The organism is Pectobacterium sp. S5 (assembly GCF_051707265.1).
In the GTDB taxonomy this organism is placed as follows: domain Bacteria; phylum Pseudomonadota; class Gammaproteobacteria; order Enterobacterales; family Enterobacteriaceae; genus Pectobacterium; species Pectobacterium polare.
Window position 1 is genome coordinate 490,941 of record NZ_JAULSZ010000003.1, and the last position, 23,328, is coordinate 514,268.

22 protein-coding genes, 3 tRNA genes and 2 rRNA genes are annotated in these 23,328 nt (G+C 51.8%); 18 read left to right on the plus strand and 9 right to left on the minus strand.

The features are described 5' to 3' along the window. Positions 1-108 precede the first annotated feature (108 nt). From cysG to QWJ20_RS14650, 5 genes are all read left to right on the plus strand, one after another. Positions 109-1,551, plus strand: coding sequence for a siroheme synthase CysG (gene cysG / locus QWJ20_RS14630; protein WP_109412479.1), 1,443 nt, complete (start codon positions 109-111; stop codon positions 1,549-1,551). Between the two features lie 9 nt (positions 1,552-1,560). Then, positions 1,561-2,469 carry a sulfate adenylyltransferase subunit CysD gene (cysD, locus tag QWJ20_RS14635; RefSeq protein ID WP_433992833.1) on the plus strand — a complete coding sequence of 303 codons (909 nt, stop codon included), beginning with the start codon at positions 1,561-1,563 and terminating at the stop codon, positions 2,467-2,469. 74 nt (positions 2,470-2,543) lie between these two features. Further along, positions 2,544-3,971 (plus strand): sulfate adenylyltransferase subunit CysN, encoded by a 1,428-nt coding sequence (gene cysN, locus QWJ20_RS14640; RefSeq protein ID WP_433992852.1) that lies wholly within the window; start codon positions 2,544-2,546, stop codon positions 3,969-3,971. Continuing rightward, entirely contained in the window at positions 3,910-4,590 is a 681-nt protein-coding gene (cysC, locus tag QWJ20_RS14645) for an adenylyl-sulfate kinase (RefSeq protein ID WP_201723197.1), read from the plus strand. The genes cysN and cysC overlap by 62 nt, the downstream gene beginning before the upstream one ends. 55 nt (positions 4,591-4,645) lie before the next feature. Further along, positions 4,646-4,981, plus strand: coding sequence for a DUF3561 family protein (locus QWJ20_RS14650; protein WP_029368162.1), 336 nt, complete (start codon positions 4,646-4,648; stop codon positions 4,979-4,981). Between the two features lie 51 nt (positions 4,982-5,032). Here QWJ20_RS14650 and QWJ20_RS14655 read toward each other — a convergent pair whose 3' ends face one another. The 3 genes from QWJ20_RS14655 to QWJ20_RS14665 all read right to left on the minus strand — a co-directional run bounded on the left by QWJ20_RS14655 (position 5,033) and on the right by QWJ20_RS14665 (position 7,425). Next, complete coding sequence (locus QWJ20_RS14655) at positions 5,033-5,755, minus strand: amino acid ABC transporter ATP-binding protein (protein ID WP_010681590.1); 723 nt, start codon at positions 5,753-5,755, stop codon at positions 5,033-5,035. Beyond that, positions 5,742-6,506 carry an amino acid ABC transporter permease gene (locus QWJ20_RS14660; protein WP_010681589.1) on the minus strand — a complete coding sequence of 255 codons (765 nt, stop codon included), beginning with the start codon at positions 6,504-6,506 and terminating at the stop codon, positions 5,742-5,744. Before QWJ20_RS14660 ends, QWJ20_RS14655 begins: the two co-directional genes overlap by 14 nt. A 133-nt stretch (positions 6,507-6,639) precedes the next feature. Continuing rightward, a complete protein-coding gene (locus QWJ20_RS14665) occupies positions 6,640-7,425 on the minus strand; it encodes a basic amino acid ABC transporter substrate-binding protein (RefSeq protein ID WP_433992834.1) in 786 nt (261 codons plus the stop codon). A gap of 331 nt (positions 7,426-7,756) precedes the next feature. On the opposite strand from QWJ20_RS14665, the gene ftsB reads away from it, so the two are divergent. The 7 genes from ftsB (at position 7,757) to rpoS (ending at position 13,691) form a co-directional block, all read left to right on the plus strand. Continuing rightward, on the plus strand, positions 7,757-8,092 hold the full coding sequence (ftsB, locus tag QWJ20_RS14670) for a cell division protein FtsB (protein WP_010681587.1): 336 nt from the start codon (positions 7,757-7,759) through the stop codon (positions 8,090-8,092). Between the two features lie 3 nt (positions 8,093-8,095). After that, positions 8,096-8,809 (plus strand): 2-C-methyl-D-erythritol 4-phosphate cytidylyltransferase, encoded by a 714-nt coding sequence (gene ispD, locus QWJ20_RS14675; protein WP_010681586.1) that lies wholly within the window; start codon positions 8,096-8,098, stop codon positions 8,807-8,809. 53 nt (positions 8,810-8,862) lie between these two features. Continuing rightward, positions 8,863-9,360: a 2-C-methyl-D-erythritol 2,4-cyclodiphosphate synthase gene (gene ispF / locus QWJ20_RS14680; RefSeq protein WP_014916457.1), complete on the plus strand. Its 498-nt coding sequence runs from the start codon at positions 8,863-8,865 to the stop codon at positions 9,358-9,360. A 90-nt stretch (positions 9,361-9,450) separates the two neighbouring features. Continuing rightward, complete coding sequence (gene truD / locus QWJ20_RS14685) at positions 9,451-10,497, plus strand: tRNA pseudouridine(13) synthase TruD (protein ID WP_433992835.1); 1,047 nt, start codon at positions 9,451-9,453, stop codon at positions 10,495-10,497. A 140-nt stretch (positions 10,498-10,637) separates the two neighbouring features. Beyond that, complete coding sequence (locus tag QWJ20_RS14690) at positions 10,638-11,264, plus strand: protein-L-isoaspartate(D-aspartate) O-methyltransferase (RefSeq protein WP_039484842.1); 627 nt, start codon at positions 10,638-10,640, stop codon at positions 11,262-11,264. Between the two features lie 358 nt (positions 11,265-11,622). Beyond that, complete coding sequence (nlpD, locus tag QWJ20_RS14695; protein WP_039484839.1) at positions 11,623-12,645, plus strand: murein hydrolase activator NlpD; 1,023 nt, start codon at positions 11,623-11,625, stop codon at positions 12,643-12,645. 53 nt (positions 12,646-12,698) lie between these two features. Beyond that, entirely contained in the window at positions 12,699-13,691 is a 993-nt protein-coding gene (gene rpoS / locus QWJ20_RS14700) for an RNA polymerase sigma factor RpoS (RefSeq protein ID WP_010299820.1), read from the plus strand. 118 nt (positions 13,692-13,809) lie between these two features. On the opposite strand, the gene proS is transcribed toward rpoS, so the two are convergent. The 6 genes from proS to metN all read right to left on the minus strand — a co-directional run bounded on the left by proS (position 13,810) and on the right by metN (position 19,473). Then, positions 13,810-15,528 carry a proline--tRNA ligase gene (gene proS / locus QWJ20_RS14705; protein WP_433992836.1) on the minus strand — a complete coding sequence of 573 codons (1,719 nt, stop codon included), beginning with the start codon at positions 15,526-15,528 and terminating at the stop codon, positions 13,810-13,812. Positions 15,529-15,673: 145 nt separating this feature from the next. Further along, positions 15,674-16,390, minus strand: coding sequence for a tRNA (N6-threonylcarbamoyladenosine(37)-N6)-methyltransferase TrmO (tsaA, locus tag QWJ20_RS14710; protein ID WP_433992837.1), 717 nt, complete (start codon positions 16,388-16,390; stop codon positions 15,674-15,676). Continuing rightward, positions 16,387-16,797, minus strand: coding sequence for an Rcs stress response system protein RcsF (rcsF, locus tag QWJ20_RS14715; protein ID WP_433992838.1), 411 nt, complete (start codon positions 16,795-16,797; stop codon positions 16,387-16,389). Before rcsF ends, tsaA begins: the two co-directional genes overlap by 4 nt. Before the next feature lie 118 nt (positions 16,798-16,915). Further along, the gene (locus QWJ20_RS14720; protein WP_014701169.1) at positions 16,916-17,731 is read right to left on the minus strand and encodes a MetQ/NlpA family lipoprotein; all 816 of its coding nucleotides are present in this window, start codon (positions 17,729-17,731) and stop codon (positions 16,916-16,918) included. Between the two features lie 64 nt (positions 17,732-17,795). After that, positions 17,796-18,449, minus strand: coding sequence for a methionine ABC transporter permease MetI (locus tag QWJ20_RS14725; RefSeq protein WP_014701168.1), 654 nt, complete (start codon positions 18,447-18,449; stop codon positions 17,796-17,798). Beyond that, positions 18,442-19,473 carry a methionine ABC transporter ATP-binding protein MetN gene (gene metN, locus QWJ20_RS14730; RefSeq protein ID WP_119888596.1) on the minus strand — a complete coding sequence of 344 codons (1,032 nt, stop codon included), beginning with the start codon at positions 19,471-19,473 and terminating at the stop codon, positions 18,442-18,444. Before metN ends, QWJ20_RS14725 begins: the two co-directional genes overlap by 8 nt. Before the next feature lie 180 nt (positions 19,474-19,653). On the opposite strand from metN, the gene gmhB reads away from it, so the two are divergent. The 6 genes from gmhB to QWJ20_RS14760 form a co-directional block, all read left to right on the plus strand. Next, on the plus strand, positions 19,654-20,217 hold the full coding sequence (gene gmhB, locus QWJ20_RS14735; RefSeq protein ID WP_433992839.1) for a D-glycero-beta-D-manno-heptose 1,7-bisphosphate 7-phosphatase: 564 nt from the start codon (positions 19,654-19,656) through the stop codon (positions 20,215-20,217). Positions 20,218-20,804: 587 nt separating this feature from the next. Next, positions 20,805-22,346 (plus strand): 16S ribosomal RNA (locus tag QWJ20_RS14740). Positions 22,347-22,419: 73 nt separating this feature from the next. Next, a tRNA-Ile gene (locus QWJ20_RS14745) sits at positions 22,420-22,496 on the plus strand. 42 nt (positions 22,497-22,538) lie between these two features. Then, positions 22,539-22,614 (plus strand) — tRNA-Ala (locus QWJ20_RS14750). Positions 22,615-22,940: 326 nt separating this feature from the next. Next, positions 22,941-23,016, plus strand: a tRNA-Glu gene (locus tag QWJ20_RS14755). 233 nt (positions 23,017-23,249) lie between these two features. Next, positions 23,250-23,328 (plus strand): 23S ribosomal RNA (locus QWJ20_RS14760); the annotation flags it as partial.

Sequence of the window (23,328 nt, forward strand, 5' to 3'; positions counted from 1 at the left end):
GTGTTGTTATTCCATTACGGAACTTGTCATTCCAATTCGGCATTTCATAAGTGTTCTGTCCTCACCGTATAGTCGCATTATCTATTTTTTTGCTTAGTTAAGGCGACTGTGAACTATCTCCCTTTATTTGCCGATCTTCGTCAGCGCCCAGTACTGGTTGTTGGCGGCGGCGAGGTTGCTACGCGCAAAATCGATCTGCTGCAACGCGCGGGTGCGGAGGTAAAAATTGTCGCGCAGGCGCTGGCGGAACCGTTGGCGGCGCAGCATCAGGCCGGGCAGGTTGAATGGCTGGCACACTCTTTTACACCGGAACTGTTATCCGGCGTGTTTCTGGTGATTGCCGCTACGGATGACGCCGAGCTGAATGCTGCGGTATTTGAGGCGGCGAATCAGCGTCATTTGCTGGTGAACGTGGTGGACGATCAGCCAAAGTGCTCGTTTATTTTCCCCTCGATTGTCGATCGCTCTCCGCTGGTGGTAGCCATTTCCTCGGGTGGACAAGCGCCGGTGCTGGCGCGTCTGCTGCGTGAAAAGCTGGAATCATTACTGCCCGCCAGTTTGGGCACGATGGCGGACATCGCCGGAAGCTGGCGCGACAGAATTAAAACCCGACTGCATTCGATGCCAGCACGCCGTCGTTTTTGGGAACGGCTGTTTGTCGGACGCTTTGCGTCGCTGGTGTCCGCTGGGCAACTGGCGCAGGCCGAAGACGAACTGCAACAGCAACTGGCGCTTCAGCAAGAGGAACAGCAACAGCCAGCGGCCGCACGCGGTGAAGTCGCACTGGTTGGCGCAGGCCCCGGCGATGCCGGACTGCTGACGCTGCGCGGATTGCAGGTGATGCAGCAGGCGGACGTGGTGCTGTATGACCATTTGGTCAGTGCCGACGTGTTGGATCTGGTGCGCCGCGATGCTGAACGCATCTGCGTGGGGAAACGCGCCAGCGCACATTCGTTACCACAGGATGAGATTAATCAGCTACTGGTTACGCTGGCGCAGGAAGGAAAACGGGTAGTGCGCCTGAAAGGCGGCGATCCCTTCATTTTTGGCCGCGGTGGCGAAGAGCTGCAAGCGGTGGCGCAGGCCGGCATCACGTTTCAGGTGGTGCCCGGCGTAACGGCTGCGGCGGGCGTCACGGCGTATGCGGGGATTCCGTTGACGCACCGTGACTACGCGCAGAGCGTACTTTTTATTACCGGACACTGTCGCCCGGATGGCGACGAGTTGGACTGGTCAACGCTGGCGCGTGGCCGTCAGACGCTGGCGATTTACATGGGAACGATGAAGGCCGCCGAGATTTCGCAGCAGCTGATCGCGCATGGTCGTTCATCGCAGACGCCCGTTGCCGTGATCAGTCGCGGCACCCGACACGATCAGCAGGTGCAAATTGGCACGCTGCAACAGTTAGAACATTTGGCACGGCAAGCGCCGACACCGGCGCTGCTGGTGATTGGCGAGGTGGTGGATCTGCACCATCAGATTGCCTGGTTTGGTCAGACAACGCCGACGGTGCCGCAAGACAGCCGCCCAGCGGTAGTAAACTTGGCTTAAGGAAAGGGTATGGACGAGAAACGACTCACGCATTTACGGCAGCTTGAAGCTGAAAGCATTCACATCATCCGCGAAGTGGCGGCCGAGTTCAGTAACCCGGTGATGATGTATTCCATCGGCAAAGACTCTTCGGTGATGCTGCATCTGGCGCGCAAGGCGTTCTATCCGGGATCGCTGCCTTTCCCGCTGCTGCACGTTGATACCGGTTGGAAATTTCGTGAAATGTACGAATTCCGCGACAAGACGGCAAAGGCCTACGGCTGTGAACTGCTGGTGCACCGCAACCCACAGGGTGAAGCGCTGGGGATTAACCCCTTTGTGCACGGCAGCGCCAAGCACACCGACATCATGAAAACGGAAGGGCTGAAGCAGGCGCTGGATAAATACGGTTTTGATGCCGCGTTTGGCGGGGCGCGCCGCGATGAAGAGAAATCGCGTGCCAAAGAGCGTATTTACTCCTTCCGCGACCGTTTCCACCGCTGGGATCCGAAGAACCAGCGCCCGGAGCTGTGGCATAACTACAACGGCCAGATTAACAAAGGCGAGAGCATCCGAGTTTTCCCGCTCTCCAACTGGACCGAACTGGATATCTGGCAATACATCTATCTGGAAAATATCGATATTGTTCCGCTGTATCTGGCCGCGCCGCGTCCGGTGGTGGAACGCGATGGCATGCTGCTGATGGTGGATGACGATCGCATCGATCTGCAACCTGGTGAAGTGATCGAACAACACATGGTGCGCTTCCGCACGCTGGGCTGCTGGCCGCTGACGGGCGCGGTGGCATCGCATGCGCAGACGCTGCCGGAAATCATCGAAGAGATGCTGGTTTCCACGACCAGTGAGCGTCAGGGAAGGGTAATTGACCGCGATCAGGCCGGTTCAATGGAGCTGAAAAAGCGTCAAGGGTATTTCTGAGGAATCGTCGAATGAGCCAAATTTCTTTAAAAGACACAGCGGCAGACAATGCGGCTGAGAAAGATGCAGTCGTCATCAATAATGCGATTGCACAGCAGATCGCCGAGCAGGGCGGTGTGGAGGCGTATTTACACGCGCAGCAGGATAAAACGCTGCTGCGTTTCCTGACCTGCGGTAGCGTCGACGATGGAAAAAGTACGCTGATTGGCCGGTTACTGCACGATACGCGCCAGATTTATGAAGATCAGCTCAGTACGCTGCACAATGACAGCAAGCGTTTGGGCACGCAGGGCGAAAAGCTGGATCTGGCACTGCTGGTCGATGGGCTTCAGGCTGAACGTGAGCAGGGCATCACGATTGATGTGGCCTACCGCTATTTTTCCACGGAAAAACGCAAATTCATCATCGCCGATACGCCAGGACACGAGCAGTACACCCGCAACATGGCGACCGGCGCATCAACCTGTGAGTTGGCGATTCTGCTGATTGACGCTCGCAAAGGCGTATTGGATCAGACTCGTCGCCACAGCTTTATTGCGACCCTGCTAGGGATTCGCGATCTGGTGGTGGCGGTGAACAAAATGGACTTAGTGGATTATCAGCAAACGGTGTTTGAGCAGTTTAAGCAGGATTATCTGGATTTTGCTCAGCAGCTGCCTGCCGACCTGAATATCACCTTTGTGCCGATTTCCGCGCTGGATGGCGACAATGTCGCAACGCCAAGTACGACGATGGGCTGGTATACCGGACCGACGCTGCTGGACGTGCTGGAAACGGTCAATGTGGCACAGCGCACGCTGGAACAGCCGATGCGCTTTCCGGTGCAATATGTGAATCGCCCGAATCTGGATTTCCGTGGCTACGCGGGAACGCTGGCATCCGGCATCATCCGCGTTGGGCAACGGGTTAAAGTGCTGCCATCCGGCGTAGAATCCACCGTCAGCCGTATTGTGACCTTTGACGGGGATTTACCGCAGGCGCAGGCGGGTGAAGCGATTACGCTGGTGCTGGCGGATGAGGTGGATATTAGCCGTGGTGACCTGCTGGTTGATAGCGGCGAATCGCTGAAAGCGGTGCAGCATGCGCTGGTGGATGTTGTCTGGATGGCAGAGCAGCCGCTGGTGCCGGGACAAAGCTACGACATCAAGATTGGCGGTAAGAAAACGCGCGCTCGGGTCGAGAATATTCAGTATCAGGTTGAGATCAATACGCTGACGCAACGCGTAGCGGAGAACCTGCCGCTGAATGGTATCGGTTCGGTTGAGCTGGTTTTTGATGAGCCGCTGGTGTTGGACAACTATCAGCACAATGCGGTGACGGGCGGGATGATCTTTATCGACCGTCTGAGCAACGTCACGGTCGGTGCTGGGCTGGTGCGGGAACCTATCGAACAGGTGTATCAGGAACCGGGTGCACACAGCGCGTTTGAGCTGGAACTGAATGCGCTGGTACGTCGCCACTTCCCACATTGGGGTGCGCGCGATCTGCTGGGAGGCAAATAACGTGTCTTTACGCGATGAACCGACTGACGATAACGTCGTCTGGCATGCGCACGATGTCACCCGAGAGTCGCGCGAGAAGTTGCATGGTCATCAGGGCGTCGTTATCTGGTTTACCGGGTTGTCTGGATCCGGTAAATCCACGCTGGCGGGGGCGCTGGAACAGGCGCTACATCAGCGTGGTGTCAGCACCTACCTGCTGGATGGCGACAACGTGCGGCATGGTTTGTGCCGCGATTTAGGCTTCACCGACGACGATCGGCGCGAAAATATCCGTCGCGTGGGTGAAGTTGCCAAACTGATGGTGGACGCGGGTCTGGTAGTCCTGACCGCGTTTATCTCGCCGCACCGCGCCGAGCGTAAAATGGTGCAGGATTTACTGGGCGAAGGGCAGTTCATCGAAGTCTTCGTGGATACGCCGTTAGCGACCTGTGAAGCACGTGATCCTAAGGGGTTGTATAAAAAAGCCCGTGCCGGAGAGCTGCGTAATTTCACCGGAATCGACTCGGCTTATGAAGCGCCGGAAGCGCCGGATAGTCATCTGGATGGCGAACAATTAGTAACAAATTTGACAGGCCAATTGTTAGATCTGCTGGGCAAGAGAGCTATTATCAAGCTCTGATATCCCGCTTTTTTCACCGCGCTTGTGGGTGATGAGGGGACGAATGGGAAAGATTATGCAAAATGCCACGCAGTTAACGATTAGCAAGACTCGGCCAGCGCAACAAGAAGAAGATGACGGCGTTTCCTACCTGTTTATGGGGGCGGTAACGGGGTTCTCCTTTTATTGGTTGGCCTTTACTATCCCTTTTCTAGTATACGGCTCTAATACCACGTTTTTCTTCATGCTCTACACCTGGCCGTTTTTTCTGGCGCTGATGCCGTTTTCAGTGCTGGTTGGCGTCGGGTTTAGCTTCCTGTTGAGAGGCTATCTTTTTTATACGCTTTTTGCGACAGGGCTGACGGTGGTCTGCCTGTTTTGGCTGGTATTTTCGTTTCTGACGGGGTGGTAAAAGAAAAAGGCTGCCAGCGTGGAAGACGCTGACAGCCTGTGGTTTACCGTTTTACAGTATTTTGCTTAGGAAAGCCTGCGTACGCGGGTTACTCGGATGAGTAAAGATCGCTTCTGGCGTTCCCTGTTCCTGAATGACTCCCTGATCGATAAAAATCACCCTATCGGCCACTTCTCTGGCAAAGGCCATTTCATGGGTCACGATGACCATCGTCATGCCTTCATTCGCCAGCGTTTTCATCACCGCTAACACTTCGCCAACCAGCTCCGGGTCCAGCGCGGATGTCGGTTCATCGAACAACATGATCGCGGGTTCCATCGCTAACGCACGGGCAATCGCGACACGCTGTTGCTGTCCACCGGACAGGCTATTCGGCCAGGCGTCGATTTTATCCAGCAGGCCAACCTTGCTGAGCAACGCTTTAGCCCGTTCAACGGCTTGTGCTCGCGGCAATTTTTTCACATCCATCGGTGCCATAATGATGTTTTCCAGCACCGTCATGTGCGGAAACAGATTAAAGCGCTGGAACACCATTCCCACGCTTTCACGCACGCGATTGATATTGGTTTTCTGATCGTGAATGGCAAAACCGTTGACCGTGATCTCGCCTGCCGACAGCGTCTCCAGTGCGTTGATGCAGCGCAGAAAGGTACTTTTTCCTGAACCGGATGGGCCAATCAGGCACAGCACTTCCTGAGGGGCGATGTCGCAGGAAATACCGCGCAGGACATGCGTATCACCAAACTGTTTTTGCAGGTTTTTAACGTGAATCACTTTTGCCAAACCTCGTTTCCATGTGCCGCACCAGCAGCGAAAGCAGGAAAGTAATAACCCAATAAACGATAGAGATCGTCAGGTAGGGTTCCCAGTACGTGGCGTAAGCCCCTGACACCGTACGAGCGGCATAGGCGAGATCCGCCAATCCGATTGCCGAAGCCAGCGATGAATCTTTAACAATCGCGATGGCGTTGTTGCCCAGCGGTGGCAGCATGCGGCGAAAAGCCTGTGGCAGAATGACTTTCCGCATGGTGCGGCCATAGCTCATGCCGAGAGAGCGTGACGCTTCCATCTGGCCGCGATCGATCGACTGAATACCGGCGCGGAATATCTCAGAGACATAGGCACCCGCATTCAGCGTAATCGCCACGATGCAAGAGAGGAACGCGCCGTAATCTGAGCGTAGCGTGCGGGCAAAATCGACCGACATAATATTGCTGGTCACCAGCAATCCATCACGTGGATTGATGAACAGCGGCACCAGCGCGAAGTGTACCACCATGATTTGTACAAACAGCGGCGTGCCGCGGAAGGCGCTGATGTAGATGCGTACTGGCCATTGCACGCCGTAGTGCAGGATGTATTTCCACGGCCCGTGCGGTGCCTGCGCTAAGCGACCTAATCCGAGCGTTAATCCCCAGCAGGTGCCAAGAATGACACAGATAATGGTGCATTTGATGGTCATCCAGGTGCCTTCCATAAACAGCGGGGCATATTCCTGAATGATCTCCCAACGAAATCCCGTCAAGATCGTTTCCTTTTTTGAATAGGCTAACGTAATGATTACTCTAAATTAAACCGGACAGGCTAGCTGTCCGGTTAATGCGACGTCTCGTGTGAGGCAGTGGAGACCTGGAGAGATGCGCAGTGTCTTGCAGGCGTTATTCTGCGGGTAAGGTCGGAACGTTGTTATCAAACCAGGTTTGATAGATCTTGGCGTAGGTGCCATCAGCAACGATTTTTTTCAGCCCGGAGTTAATCTTCGCGCGCAGCTGATCGTTACCTTTCGCGACGGCGATCCCGAAATACTGGCGTTCGAATTTAGCGTCGGAAACCAGATTGAACTGTTTTTCAGGGTGCGTCTTAATGTAAAACTTCACCACGCCCACGTCGCCAACCGCTGCGCCCACACCATCTTCATACAGCTCTTGTAACATTAACGGGGTGTTATCAAAGCGCTTAATCGATGTACTGTTTTTACCCAATACATCGGAGACCACGATATCGGCAGTACTGGAGTTCACAACGCCGACTTTGTGATCTTTCAGCGCCGCAATTGAGTCGATCGTCGAGCCTTTAGGCACCACGATGGACTGCTCGGCTGGGAAATACGGTGCGGAGAAATCGACCATTTGCTTACGTTTGTCGGTAATCGTGATACCGGAAATGATAATGTCGCGGTCGCCGGAGTTAAGGGTCGCGAAGAGCCCTTCCCACGGCGTATTGATCAACTTGATATTAAAATTCTCCGCCTTGGCGATTGCTTTAATAATATCAATATCAAAGCCTTCCAGCTCTTTCTGCGCATTTTCAAATTCAAAGGGACGATAGGTTCCGCCAGAGCCTACAACGTAAGTGGGTTCCGCGGCGAAGGCGCTGGTGGGGAGTACGGTAGTGGATAGGGCGGTGGTGAAGAGCGCCCCAACGAATAACAATTTTTTGAACATGGTTTTCTCCTGGTTTAAATGTAAAACTTTCTTTTTTTATGCACTTTGTATGCATAAAAATACACAGATAGCATTAATGGTTCAACTGACGTTTTTCCTATGGACGGTTTTAGCCAGGCAGACGCTATGCGCTTGCGTCTTTTGATGAATAGAAAGTACGAGAGGATGAATGGACGACGTGAGTGTGGCGCGGGCGCGCGTTTGGCGTGATCTTCTGCCCGAAATATCTCCATTTGGGCACGCGGCAGGGTGAATATTGCCTCCCACTGCCGGACACAGTGGAGTCGAAACAAAAGTTATGGGATGATTAGGCGGTTTTTCAGGGGGCGGGATGGGAAAGCTTACGCTGTTATTATTGATATTGCTTGGCTGGCTTCAGTACTCACTGTGGCTGGGCAAGAATGGCATTCATGATTATGTTCGGGTGAAAGATGATGTTGTTGTCCAGCAGGGGAACAATGCCAAATTAAAAGACCGTAACGAACAGCTGTTTGCTGAAATTGACGACCTCAATGGCGGACAGGAAGCGATTGAAGAGCGTGCACGCAATGAGCTGGGGATGATTAAACCCGGTGAAAGCTTCTATCGTCTGGTGCCAGAATCGAACCATCGTAACGCGAATACGACGTCATCTAATAACGCTCCATCCAACAACACACAACGTTGACGCATGCAGACACCACGCCTTTCCCCGCCTGACATTGTTGCCGTTTTACCCGCTGCGGGTAACGGCAGCCGGATGCAAAACGATCGTCCTAAGCAGTATCTGACGATTGGCAATGATGCGACCGGCCATAAAACCATTCTTGAACATACCATCGACGCGCTTTTACGCCATTCACGCGTGCAGCGTGTCGTCGTCGTTATCAGTCCTGATGACGCATTCTTTCATACCCTGGCGATTGCCAACGATCCCCGTATTTGTGCCGTAACGGGTGGGCAGCAGCGTGCGGATTCCGTGCTGGCTGGGCTGTCCGCCGTTGCCGATAGCGCATGGGCGTTAGTGCATGACGCGGCGCGTCCGTGTCTGCATCAGGACGATCTGACGCGCCTGCTGGCGATTGTTGAGCAGAGTGACGTTGGTGGAATTCTGGCCGCGCCGGTTCGTGACACCATGAAGCGCGGTACGGACGGGTTTATCGATCGCACGGTAGAACGTAACGATTTATGGCATGCGCTGACGCCGCAGCTTTTTCCTGCTGCGCTGTTGAAACAGTGCCTGCAACGGGCGCTTCAGGATGGCGTTGCCGTCACAGATGAAGCCTCCGCGTTGGAATACTGTGGCTATCGCCCGCAAATTATCAGCGGACGTTCGGATAATATCAAAGTCACTCGTCCAGAGGATTTGGCATTAGCCGAATTCTATTTAACCAGTTTGCAGTAACCCCATTTTATTCGCTAAATTTATTCGTTAAATACAGATAAGGAGAACGCGCGATGCGTATCGGTCACGGTTTTGATGTCCATAAGTTCGGTGGAGAAGGTCCGCTGGTGATCGGTGGCGTGCGAATTCCTTATACTCAAGGCTTGCTGGCGCATTCCGATGGGGATGTGGTGCTGCATGCCGTGACCGATGCCCTGTTGGGTGCTGCCGCGCTGGGTGACATTGGCAAGCTGTTCCCTGATACCGATCCGGCCTTTAAAGGCGCGGACAGCCGTGGCCTGCTGCGTGAAGCCTGGCGTCGTATCAATGAAAAAGGCTACCAGTTGGGCAATCTGGACGTCACGATTATTGCGCAGGCGCCGAAAATGGCACCGCATATCCCGCAAATGCGCGTGAATCTGGCGGAAGATTTGCAGTGTCATATGGACGACGTCAATGTGAAAGCGACCACAACAGAACAGTTGGGCTTTACTGGTCGCGGCGAAGGCATTGCCTGCGAAGCCGTTGCTCTGCTGGTGAAAAAAGGAACGGGCGAAATTGTTGCGTGGTAAGCGATAGTCTTATCAGTCATAGAAAGTTAACAGTATAAAAAACAATGTCGTGGCCGTGCGTCATCCGGCCATGCACTTTGTAGGATAATGATGGAAAATAGCGAACAACTCGTCTGGTTACACGGTGAACCACAGGCTACCGGCTCATTGAAATCCACTGCTGAAGATTTTCTGGTGGTGGAAGATCTGGGATTTCAGCCAGATGGTGACGGTGAGCAGGTATTGGTACGTGTACGCAAGCGCGGCTGTAATACGCAATTTGTGGCCGAGATGCTGGCGAAATTTGTTCGTCTACCGCTGCGTGCCGTCAGCTATGCGGGCTTGAAAGATCGTCATGCTGTCACCGAACAGTGGTTCTGCCTGCACATGCCGGGAAAAGAGACGCCAGATTTCTCCTTGTTGGAGCTTGAAGGCTGTGATGTGCTTGAGGTGACTCGCCATCGTCGCAAGCTGCGGATCGGTACGCTGCGAGGTAACCATTTTACGTTGGTGCTGCGTCAGGTCAGCGACCGAAACGAGGTTGACGCTCGTTTGACGCTGATTGCCGCGAACGGCGCGCCTAATTATTTCGGCAGCCAGCGTTTCGGACGCAATGGAAATAATCTTGAGCAGGCTCGTCTTTGGGCAAATAACGAGATTCGAGTAAAAGAACGCAGTAAGCGGAGTTTTTATCTTTCCGCTAGCCGCAGTGCGATGTTTAATCAGGTTGCCAGTGCACGACTCGCGGGACAGCAGGCGAAAACCGTCTTGTGTGGTGACGCATTGCAGCTAACAGGACGCGGCAGCTGGTTTGTTGCTAAGCCTGACGAATTAGACGTTTTACAGGCGCGCCTTGATGCGGGTGAACTCCAGATTACCGCGCCGCTGCCTGGTGATGGTGAACTGGGTACGCAGGATGACGCGCGGGTATTTGAAGAACAGGCTTTGGTCGGACAAGACACGCTGTGGTCTTTGGTTAAGCGTGAGCGGGTCGAACCTGCCCGGCGTGCGGTGCTGCTGTATCCGCAGCAGATGCACTGGGAATGGCAGGACGATGTGACCGTAGAAGTGACGTTCTGGCTACCTGCGGGCAGTTTTGCGACCAGCGTGGTGCGTGAATTGCTGCATTCACAGCAGGATACCGATCTCGGTGCCTGATGTACTGCGAGACGTTTTTTGCAGAAAAGAGTTGAAGAGAATAATGCTGGCAATCGTGCGATAGCGGCGGCTGGCTTACCCCTGTGCGGGAAAATTGCTGTATTGGTGACGAGGTTAACCAGAGCTGAGGTCGGCGGGGAATGGTAAACAAGCGTATAGAAACGTTGTTGGCACAGCTGCGCCAGCAGGGCATTCAGGACGAACGTCTACTGAGTGCGATAGAAGCCGTACCCAGAGAACGTTTCGTTGACGAGGCGTTCGAGCATAAAGCGTATGAAAATACCGCTCTGCCTATTGGTTCCGGTCAGACGATTTCGCAGCCCTATATGGTCGCGAAGATGACGGAATTGCTCAGCCTGACGCCTGTTTCTCGCGTGCTGGAAATTGGCACTGGTTCAGGTTATCAAACGGCGATTTTAGCGCATTTGGTTAGGCACGTTTGCTCGGTCGAGCGCATCAAAGGGCTGCAATGGCAGGCTAAACGTCGCTTAAAGCAGCTTGATCTGCATAATGTTTCTACCCGTCATGGCGATGGGTGGCAGGGGTGGGCGTCGCGCGGGCCGTTTGATGCCATCATCGTGACTGCTGCACCGCCGGAAATTCCCCGAGCGCTGATGGAACAGCTTGATGAAGGCGGCGTGATGGTATTGCCCGTCGGTGAACAGTCACAATACTTACAGGTTGTTCAACGCCATGCTGGCGAATTTATTATTCAAACGGTTGAAGCTGTTCGGTTTGTTCCGCTGGTCAAAGGGGAATTAGCCTGATACCGTGGCGTTGGTATGCACTTGTTGTTAAGTCTTTAAAATTTCAACACAACTGTTTTATAGTGCGAACTTGTTGATATTGTTAGCATCTAATCATCGTGGTGCCTTTCCCGTTTTGCTTATGCGCCAGCGATGGTGAAGTAGCGATCTTTCTCGTTCTAATTAACGAATAAATCACCGGATACCGGTTGCGCTACAATCACTTACGCTATGGGTAGTTGAGCAACGGCCAGTTAAGCGAGAGCAGATGCGAGGCAGACATGTCCGAATTGAGTTCTGAGTATTACTGTTTTTTGAATGTTATCGACACTTTTTTGAACGCTATAGTTATAGGGGAGTAAGGCGCATGGGAAGCCGAATGATGAATTTGCGTCATATTGCTGCTTGTACGGTGATTGTCTTAGGATTGGCGGGATGTACCAACAATAATTCCAAATCCGCACCGATCAGCAGCGTTGACGGAAATACGGGCAGCCGAGGGGGGATGTTATCTGCGCCACCATCACGCATTTCAACAGCGGGTGAAAGCGTTTCAACAACGACCGACGGCCGAATTGTTTACAACCGCAGCTACGGCAATATTCCGAAAGGCAGCTACAGCGGCGGCAATGCCTACACTGTTAAACGGGGCGATACCCTGTTTTATATCGCGTGGATTACCGGTAATGACTACCGAGATCTGGCGCAGCGTAACAATATTCCTGAACCGTACAGCCTGAATGTGGGGCAATCTCTGAGCTTAGGAAACGTATCCGGTAACAACGCTTCGGGCGGTGGCCTGACGAGCGGTGGCGGAATGTTGGCAACAACGGATGCTACCCGAGGTGGTGTACCAACGCCGCCATCAAGTGCGCAAATACAAACTACATCGGTTGATTCTCAGTCAACTAATGCGTATTCTGGTAATCAGGGTAAACAGAATGTAGGTAAGATGTTACCTACGACAGGGGCACCAACAACCGCTCCTGTTTCCGCACCAGCGGCTGTTGCCAGCAGCAATACGGCTGCTGTCGGCAGTTGGCGTTGGCCTACCGATGGGAAAGTCATAGATAGTTTCTCCGCTTCCGAGGGGGGAAATAAAGGGATTGATATCGCCGGCTCACGTGGGCAACCGATCACCGCAACCGCCAGTGGGCGCGTGGTGTACGCGGGTAATGCGCTACGTGGTTACGGAAATCTGATAATCATCAAACATAATGATGACTACCTCAGTGCCTATGCCCATAACGATACGATGCTAGTCCGTGAGCAACAAGACGTCACGGCAGGACAAAAAATCGCTACGATGGGCAGTACGGGCACCAGCTCAGTTCGCTTGCACTTTGAAATTCGTTACAAGGGGAAATCCGTAAACCCGCTGCGTTTTCTGCCGCAGCGATAAATCGGGCAGAGTATTTCGGTATTCTGCCAAGGGATCACGGGTAGGAGCCACTTATGAGCCAAAGTACGCTGAAAGTTAACGAGTTACATGAAGATACCGATTTCGAAGAAAATGGACTTGACGTTTTTGACGATAAAGCGCTGGCAGAGGAAGATACCAATGATAATGACTCGGCGGAAGACGAGCTGTTATCGCAAGGGGTCCCACAGCGTGTCCTTGACGCAACACAGCTCTATTTAGGAGAGATCGGCTATTCGCCGCTTTTAACCGCAGAAGAAGAAGTTTATTTTGCCCGACGCGCGTTGCGTGGCGATGTCCCATCGCGCCGCCGGATGATCGAGAGTAACCTGCGGCTGGTGGTGAAAATTGCCCGCCGTTACAACAATCGTGGTCTGGCGCTGCTGGACCTGATTGAAGAGGGGAACCTCGGCCTGATTCGTGCGGTTGAAAAATTCGATCCAGAAAGAGGATTCCGTTTTTCAACCTATGCAACCTGGTGGATTCGACAGACGATAGAACGGGCGATCATGAATCAAACCCGTACCATCCGTTTGCCGATTCACATTGTCAAAGAACTCAACGTTTATCTGCGCACCGCGCGCGAACTGTCTCATAAACTGGATCACGAGCCGAGTGCGGAAGAAATCGCCGAACAGCTTGATAAGCCCGTTGATGACGTCAACCGCATGCTGCGCCTGAATGAACGTATTACTTCCGTCGATACCCCGCTGGGTGGTGATTCGGAAAAAGCGCTGCTGGATATTCTGGCAGACGAAAAAGATAACGGACCTGAAGACACTACTCAGGATAACGATATGAAGCAGAATATCGTTAAATGGTTGTTTGAGCTTAATGCCAAACAGCGTGAGGTGTTGGCGCGTCGTTTCGGCCTGCTAGGGTACGAAGCGGCTACGCTGGAAGATGTGGGTCGTGAAATCGGCTTAACGCGTGAACGTGTTCGCCAGATTCAGGTTGAAGGCTTACGCCGCCTGCGGGAAATTTTGCAGGTTCAGGGGTTGAGCATTGAAGAACTGTTTCGTGAATAATTCGTGATGCGTTACTGGTGTCTTGAAGTAAAAGTCTTGAAATAAAAAATGGTGGGGAAACCCACCATTTTTTATGTCTGTATTCGCCCTTTCGCGTGAAAGGGCGGTCCGACGGCAATTAGCGGATGATATTCGCCAGCAGGAAATCGACGATTTCGCTGGTTTTAATCATTTGCTTTTCACCGACACGACGGTTCTTATACTCAATCTCTTCGCTATCCAGATTGCGATCGCCAATGACGATGGTATGCGGCACGCCAATCAACTCCATATCGGCGAACATCACGCCTGGACGCTCTTTACGGTCATCAAGCAGAACTTCAATGCCCTTAGCGCGCAGCTGCTGGTAGATATCCTCAGCCACTTCCTTCACGCGGAAAGACTTGTGCATATTCATTGGCAGAATAGCAACGTGGAAAGGTGCAATCGCGTCTGGCCAGATGATGCCGCGTTCGTCATGATTCTGCTCAATCGCCGCCGCGACAACACGCGTCACACCAATACCGTAGCAACCCATCGTCAGCGTCTGGTTGCGGCCGTCTTCACCTTGAACTGTCGCCTTCAGCGCTTCAGAATACTTGCTGCCCAGTTGGAAAATATGGCCGACTTCGATACCGCGTTTAATTTGCAGTGTGCCTTTGCCGTCTGGACTGATGTCGCCTTCAACCACGTTACGGATGTCTGCAACCTGCGGCAGCGTAACGTCACGTTCCCAGTTGATGCCGAAATAGTGTTTGCCATCAATGTTCGCGCCAGCGCTGAAATCGCTCATCGCTGCAACGGTACGATCGACAACAACCGGAATCGTCAGCTTGACTGGGCCAAGTGAACCTGGGCCTGCACCGATAGTTGCACGAATCTCTTCTTCCGTTGCGAACGTCAGCGGGCTGGCAACCTGAGCGATTTTCTCCGCTTTGATTTCGTTCAGTTCGTGATCGCCACGAACCAGCAGGGCAACCAGTTTATGGCCGCTTTCTTCCGTTGCTTTAACCAGTAGCGTCTTCACGGTTTTTTCTACTGGCAACGTAAACTGCTCAACCAGCTCGGCGATAGTCTTGGCATTTGGCGTATCAACCAGACGCAACTCTTCTGTCGCTTCCGCGCGGCCTAACTTCGGCGCAACCGCTTCTGCCAGTTCAATGTTTGCTGCGTAGTCGGATTCCGTTGAGAAAACGATATCGTCTTCGCCGCTGGTCGCCAGTACCTGAAACTCATGGGATGCGTTACCACCGATAGAACCGGTATCCGCCTGAACGGCTCTGAAATCCAGATCCATGCGGCTGAAAATCTGGCTGTAAGCGGCGTACATTGCGTCGTAAGTGAACTGCAATGATTCCTGTGAAGTATGGAAAGAGTAAGCGTCTTTCATCAGGAACTCACGTGAGCGCATGACGCCAAAACGCGGGCGCACTTCATCGCGGAATTTGGTTTGAATCTGGAAGAAATTCAGCGGTAGCTGCTTATAAGAGCTGACTTCATTACGAATCAGGTCTGTAATCACTTCTTCATGTGTTGGGCCGAGCACAAATGGACGCTCGCCACGATCGACAAAGCGCAGCAGTTCCGGACCATATTGTTCCCAACGTCCACTTTCCACCCATAAATCGGCAGGCTGAACAACGGGCATGGAAACTTCAATCGCGCCAGCGTTGTTCATCTCTTCGCGCACGATATTTTCAACTTTTCTCAAAACACGTAAACCGGTCGGCAACCAGGTGTAAAGGCCAGAGGCCAGTTTACGAATCATTCCTGCCCGGAGCATCAACTGATGGCTGATGACTTCTGCATCGGCTGGCGTCTCCTTGAGTGTGGAGAGCATGTATTGGCTAGTACGCATGGGGTTTTAGTTCCGTTAGAACGACAAGTAGCATAGGGCTGCCGCGCAGCCGAAGGCACATAAAAAGTGGCTTAGTTTACCAGCGTGGGCGACGTGTCAAAAGAGAGCAGGGACAATTTTAGAATATATTGCTGTGGTTCGTGTATTAACACGTGTGTGACGGGTCGAGGCTTAACACTTCGGTTTGTTCTTCGCATACGCGCCAGCGCACATTGAACTCCAATAGCAAAACGGCGTATTCCCGCGTGATACTTTCCCCTTTACGGTAGGCGGGACGCGGATCCTGTGCCAATACCTGCGAGATAAAGCGTTTTAACTGGGGATATTTCTTTTGATGTTCTGCGATCTGGCTTTCCGCAAGGGAGGAAAAAGCGACTGGCATCGCGGCATCAGGTGCCATTTGGGCAAAACCCGCTCGCGCCTGAGGATGGCTTTCCGCAAAGGGTAGGTAAGGTTTGATATCGACGACTGGTGTGCCATCGACCAGATCAAGACTGCCTAAGTCGAGCGTAATGGCATCGCCTTTTGCTCGGATCCCTTTTAATTCAACCAGCGACATGCCAATAGGATTGGGACGGAAGGTAGAACGCGTAGCGAAAACGCCCGTACGTGTGTTTCCTCCCAGACGCGGTGGTCGAACCGTGGGGCGCCAGCCGCCTTCCATCGTTTGATGAAAGATGAACAGTATCCAAATATGGCTGAAATCTTCTAGCCCCCGCACACAATCCGCCTGATTGTACGGCGGTAATAGCTGAAGCTCTCCGCCTCCGTCTTCAATCAGACCCGGCTGCCGCGGAATGGCAAACTTTTCTTTATACGGTGAACGGATAATCCCGATCTGATTGAAAACAAATTGACTCATTGTGCAGAGACTTTCAGCGCAGTGCCTTGGCAAACGACCTGGCTGTAGCAGCCCGCTACGCCGCTGACGGTTTGGCATTCATGCAGTAAAACCGCATTAGCTTTCATTGCGGTTGCGCGGTTTTGCATTCTTTTACGCGCATTTGCCGCGTTAGGAGGAGTGTCCTGAGCGCTGACCTGACATGAGGAACCTGAAACTTCGCCCATATCGCGGAAAGGTTTACCGACTAATTCTTCTGCACTTTTATATAGCACCGCTGGCGTTGGGCGAGCCGCTGGCTTCGGTTTAGGCGCAGGTTCTACAGTTTTGGTTTCAATAGCGGGTTGAGGTGCCGGTGCCGGTGGCTTCTGAAATAAAGAACAGCCTGTCAGCGACATGGCCAACAATATAAAGGGAACAGCACGCATTAAGGATTCCTCTGCTTTTTCTCAAAGAGCGGGTATTGAAGCAAGCAATTGCACAAATAACAAGACGGGCCGTAGCCCGTCTTGCAGATATCTTTTAATTAAACGCGTTAGGGTGGGATTACCAGCCTTTCACTGCGCCGCCATTAAAGATTTTATTTGCTGCATCATTCACTTCATCAGATTGATAAGCCTGAACGAATTTTTTCACGTTTTCAGCGTCTTTGTTGTCTTCGCGTGAAACCAGCAGGTTTACATACGGAGAGTCTTTCTCTTCAACAAACAGGCCATCTTTAGTTGGCGTGAGGTTAATCTGGCTAGCGTAAGTGGTGTTGATTACAGCCAGCGCGATTTGTGCGTCATCTAAAGAACGTGGCAGCTGTGGTGCTTCCAGCTCAACCAGTTTGATGTTTTTCGGGTTTTCGGTCACATCCAGTACGGTTGGCAGCAGACCAACATTGTCTTTCAGTTTAATCAAGCCGACTTTTTGCAGCAGCAGCAGAGAACGGCCCAGGTTGGTCGGGTCGTTTGGCAGCGCAATTTGAGCACCATCTTGCAGCTCATTCAGCGATTTGATTTTCTTGGAGTAGCCCGCGATTGGGTAAACAAAGCTGTTGCCGACAGAAACCAGTTTATAACCACGATCTTTGATCTGCTGATCCAGATAAGGTTTGTGCTGGAAGGCATTCAGGTCGATATCGCCTTTGCTCAGGGCTTCATTTGGCAAAACGTAGTCGTTGAATGTGACCAATTCAACATCCAGGCCGTATTTGTCTTTCGCCACTTTCTGCGCGATTTCCGCCACTTGCTGTTCTGCGCCAACAATAACGCCGACTTTAATATGATTAGGATTCTTTTCTTCCTGACCACATCCCGCTAGCGCCAGAGCACCAATAAGTGCGCCAATGGTCGCAATAGATTTCAGTTTAATCGCCATATCCTTACCCCTAATTAATTATTCTCTTGGCAGATGCCTGTATGGCAAATGCGTATTGTGATGACTACTTGTGTGTGACAGCTTTTACTGCCCTGTCGCCGCAGAATTGAATCAGGTAAACCAAAACAACCAGTAATATTAATACCGTATTCATGACCGTCGCGTTATAACCAATATAACCATACTGATAACCAATTTGACCTAAGCCGCCTGCGCCCACGGCTCCACCCATAGCAGAATAGCCTACGAGCGTAATTAGCGTGATGGTTGCGGCATTAATGAGTCCCGGTAATGCTTCCGGCAGTAATATCTTTCTGATGATTTGCATTGGCGTTGCACCCATCGCACGGGCGGCTTCGATCAGGCCGGTAGGAATTTCAAGCAGTGCATTTTCCACCATGCGGGCAATAAACGGCGCGGCACCTACGGTAAGAGGAACGATAGCTGCTTGCAGACCAATTGAGGTTCCGACAATGATGCGGGTAAAAGGAATCATCCACACCAGCAAAATAATGAACGGAATCGAGCGGAAGATGTTTACCAGTGCAGAAAGGGTTCGGTAGAGTTTTGGGTTGGCGATAATTTGCCCCGGACGCGTGGTATACAACAATACGCCCACGGGTAAGCCAAGCACAAAGCCAAAGAAACCAGAAACGAACGTCATCGCGACGGTTTCCCATACTCCCTTAGCCATTAACCACATCATTGCTTCAGACATAACCCAGAACCTCAATTGTAACGTGACTTTCCTGCAGGAATTGGATTGCGGCTTGGATATCCGCATCGTTGCCGTGCATTTCTGCCAGCATGATGCCGAACTTGACGCCACCGGCATAATCCATCTGGGCGCTGATAATGTTGTTGTTGACGTTAAAGCGTCGGGCAACCTCGGACAGCAGCGGAGCATCCACCGATTTACCCGTAAATTCCATCCGTAATAATGGTGTGGTATCCGGACGAGAGTCAGGGGACAGACGGGCGAGGTAATCGTCTGGGATGTCCAGGTGTAACGTTGACTGAATGAATTTCTGCGCCAGCGGCGTTTTCGGGTGTGAGAAGACTTCGCTTACGGTGTCCTGCTCGATGAGACGTCCGTCGCTGATCACCGCAACCTGATCGCAAATGCGTTTCACTACATCCATCTCATGGGTAATAAGAAGGATGGTTAGACCAAGGCGGCGATTGATGTCTTTCAGTAACTCGAGAATCGAACGGGTTGTTGCAGGATCTAATGCACTAGTTGCTTCGTCACACAGCAGAACTTTAGGATTGCTAGCCAGCGCACGGGCAATAGCGACGCGCTGCTTTTGTCCGCCGGACAAATTGGCTGGGTAGACATCATGCTTATCTGCCAGTCCAACTAACTCCAACAACTCATTGACTCGTTTAGTGATGTCGGCTTTCGGCGTGTTATCCAATTCCAGCGGTAGCGAAATATTGCCAAAAACGGTGCGCGAAGCGAGCAGGTTGAAATGTTGGAAAATCATGCCGATTTGACGGCGCGCGCGCGTCAACTGGCTATCTGACAGCTGAGTCAGTTCTTGGCCATCGACCAGCACTTTCCCTTCTGTCGGACGTTCCAATAAATTGACGCAACGGATCAATGTACTTTTACCTGCGCCTGATGCGCCGATAACGCCATAAATTTGCCCGGTGGGAACATGAAGGCTGACATCAGCAAGCGCGGTAATGGTTCGCCCGTTTTGCTGAAAAACCTTAGTAATATTAGAAAGTTCAATCATATGTTTTTTATCGTGAGTGCCTATGGCTGGATAAATCAGTTTCTGAATTAACAGAATATGAAATGGATGTTAGGGCGTCTAGACGTCTAAGTCAATCGGGATTGTCATGGCTCTACATTCTCCCTAGGTGTGAAAACATGCGATACTACTGCGTAATTTAGGCATTCAGGAGCAAAGTCAGTGGCACAAAGCGTTCCAGCAGTTTTTCTTGATCGTGATGGCACGATCAATGTCGATCACGGTTATGTTCATGACATTGACCATTTTCAATTTATTGATGGCGTCATTGATGCCATGCGTGAGTTGAAAAGCATGGGGTTCGCGCTGGTTGTGGTGACGAATCAGTCCGGCATCGCCCGCGGTAAGTTTACAGAAGATCAGTTTATGCAACTGACAGAGTGGATGGATTGGTCGCTGGCCGATCGTGGTGTTGATCTGGATGGCATCTATTTTTGTCCTCATCACCCTGAAGCTGGGGAAGGTGAGTATCGCCAGAGTTGTGATTGCCGTAAGCCTGAGCCGGGCATGCTGCTTTCCGCACAGCGTGAGCTGAACATTGATATGGCGGCTTCTTATATGGTGGGAGACAAATTAGAGGATATTCAGGCTGCAGTTGGTGCTGGTATAGGAAAGAAACTGCTTGTTCGTACCGGTAAATCCGTCACTGAACAAGGCGAGGCACTGGCCGATGGTGTGCTGGAAAGCCTCGCAGACCTGCCAAAATGGATAAAAACGCGCAGTTAACAAGCGGAACGAATGAAAGATGCGCAAACAGAAAAAACTTTACGATATTTGCTTGCGCTTCTGAATCGGATCCCTATAATGCGCCTCCATCGACACGGCGCTGTGAACACACAACCGGGTCGATAAAGAAAGAGAAAACGCTTTAAAATAAGCGTTGACTCTGAAGGTGAAAGGCGTAATATACGCCACCTCGCGAAGTGGTTAAGACCACAGCGCACTGCTCTTTAACAATATAATCAGACAATCTGTGTGGGCACTCACAAGACCGTATCTTAAACGATATAAAAAGTCTTGAAGAGTGAACARCAGTAAAATTCATTACGAATGAACAGTTACTAATTCTTTGAGCATCGCTTCTCGAGTAGAAGCAAATCAAACAAATCTTAAATTGAAGAGTTTGATCATGGCTCAGATTGAACGCTGGNTGTGTATAAGAGACAGGACAATCTGTGTGGGCACTCACAAGACCGTATCTTAAACGATATAAAAAAGTCTTGAAGAGTGAACAACAGTRAAATTCATTACGAATAAACAGTTTTAATTCTTTGAGCATCGCTTCTCGAGTAGAAGCAAATCAAACAAATCTTAAATTGAAGAGTTTGATCATGGCTCAGATTGAACGCTGGCGGCAGGCCTAACACATGCAAGTCGAGCGGTAGCACAGGAGAGCTTGCTCTCTGGGTGACGAGCGGCGGACGGGTGAGTAATGTCTGGGAAACTGCCTGATGGAGRGGGATAACTACTGGAAACGGTAGCTAATACCGCATAACCTCGCAAGAGCAAAGAGGGGGACCTTCGGGCCTCTCGCCATCAGATGTGCCCAGATGGGATTAGCTAGTAGGTGAGGTAATGGCTCACCTAGGCGACGATCCCTAGCTGGTCTGAGAGGATGACCAGCCACACTGGAACTGAGACACGGTCCAGACTCCTACGGGAGGCAGCAGTGGGGAATATTGCACAATGGGCGCAAGCCTGATGCAGCCATGCCGCGTGTGTGAAGAAGGCCTTCGGGTTGTAAAGCACTTTCAGCGGGGAGGAAGGCGATAAGGTTAATAACCTTGTCGATTGACGTTACCCGCAGAAGAAGCACCGGCTAACTCCGTGCCAGCAGCCGCGGTAATACGGAGGGTGCAAGCGTTAATCGGAATGACTGGGCGTAAAGCGCACGCAGGCGGTCTGTTAAGTTGGATGTGAAATCCCCGGGCTTAACCTGGGAACTGCATTCAAAACTGACAGGCTAGAGTCTTGTAGAGGGGGGTAGAATTCCAGGTGTAGCGGTGAAATGCGTAGAGATCTGGAGGAATACCGGTGGCGAAGGCGGCCCCCTGGACAAAGACTGACGCTCAGGTGCGAAAGCGTGGGGAGCAAACAGGATTAGATACCCTGGTAGTCCACGCTGTAAACGATGTCGACTTGGAGGTTGTGCCCTTGAGGCGTGGCTTCCGGAGCTAACGCGTTAAGTCGACCGCCTGGGGAGTACGGCCGCAAGGTTAAAACTCAAATGAATTGACGGGGGCCCGCACAAGCGGTGGAGCATGTGGTTTAATTCGATGCAACGCGAAGAACCTTACCTACTCTTGACATCCAGAGAATTTGCTAGAGATAGCTTAGTGCCTTCGGGAACTCTGAGACAGGTGCTGCATGGCTGTCGTCAGCTCGTGTTGTGAAATGTTGGGTTAAGTCCCGCAACGAGCGCAACCCTTATCCTTTGTTGCCAGCGATTCGGTCGGGAACTCAAAGGAGACTGCCGGTGATAAACCGGAGGAAGGTGGGGATGACGTCAAGTCATCATGGCCCTTACGAGTAGGGCTACACACGTGCTACAATGGCGTATACAAAGAGAAGCGACCTCGCGAGAGTAAGCGGACCTCATAAAGTACGTCGTAGTCCGGATTGGAGTCTGCAACTCGACTCCATGAAGTCGGAATCGCTAGTAATCGTAGATCAGAATGCTACGGTGAATACGTTCCCGGGCCTTGTACACACCGCCCGTCACACCATGGGAGTGGGTTGCAAAAGAAGTAGGTAGCTTAACCTTCGGGAGGGCGCTTACCACTTTGTGATTCATGACTGGGGTGAAGTCGTAACAAGGTAACCGTAGGGGAACCTGCGGTTGGATCACCTCCTTACCAAAAAGATGTGTGTTAAGTGAAGTGCTCACACAGATTGTCTGATGAAAATAACGAGCAGAAATACCTTAATAGGCTTGTAGCTCAGGTGGTTAGAGCGCACCCCTGATAAGGGTGAGGTCGGTGGTTCAAGTCCACTCAGGCCTACCAACTCTTCCATGAGTGGTATCTAAGGTATCTGTAAGCAACGATGGGGTTATAGCTCAGCTGGGAGAGCGCCTGCCTTGCACGCAGGAGGTCTGCGGTTCGATCCCGCATAGCTCCACCATCACTACTCGCTATATAGAAAACTTCAGAGTGTACCTGTTTGGGTGCACTGCGAAGTTTTGCTCTTTAACAATCTGGAACAAGCTGAAANACCTTCGGGAGGGCGCTTACCACTTTGTGATTCATGACTGGGGTGAAGTCGTAACAAGGTAACCGTAGGGGAACCTGCGGTTGGATCACCTCCTTACCAAAAAGATGTGTGTTAAGTGAAGTGCTCACACAGATTGTCTGATGAAAATACTGAGCAAGCGCACCTGTTGATGTCATGAGTGTAGACTCATGCTGACGCGAAAGTGCCGGGTTTATGATCCGGTACGGATTTTTCGTGTCCCCATCGTCTAGAGGCCTAGGACACTGCCCTTTCACGGCTGTAACAGGGGTTCGAATCCCCTTGGGGACGCCAATCCGATAATGAGTGAAAGACATTATCACGAATATCTTAAAGATGATTCTTCGGAGTCATGTTTACGATATTGCTCTTTAACAATCTGGAACAAGCTGAAAATTGAAACATGACAGCTGAACATGCATTGATACCTGCGGGTATGAATGGTGTATCAGTGTGTCAATGAGTCTCTCAAATAATCGCAGCACGAACCGTGACTTTGATTTATCAAAGACACCTTCGGGTTGTGAGGTTAAGCGACTAAGCGTACACGGTGGATGCCTAGGCAGTCAGAGGCGATGAAGGGCGTGCTAATCTGCGATAAGCGTC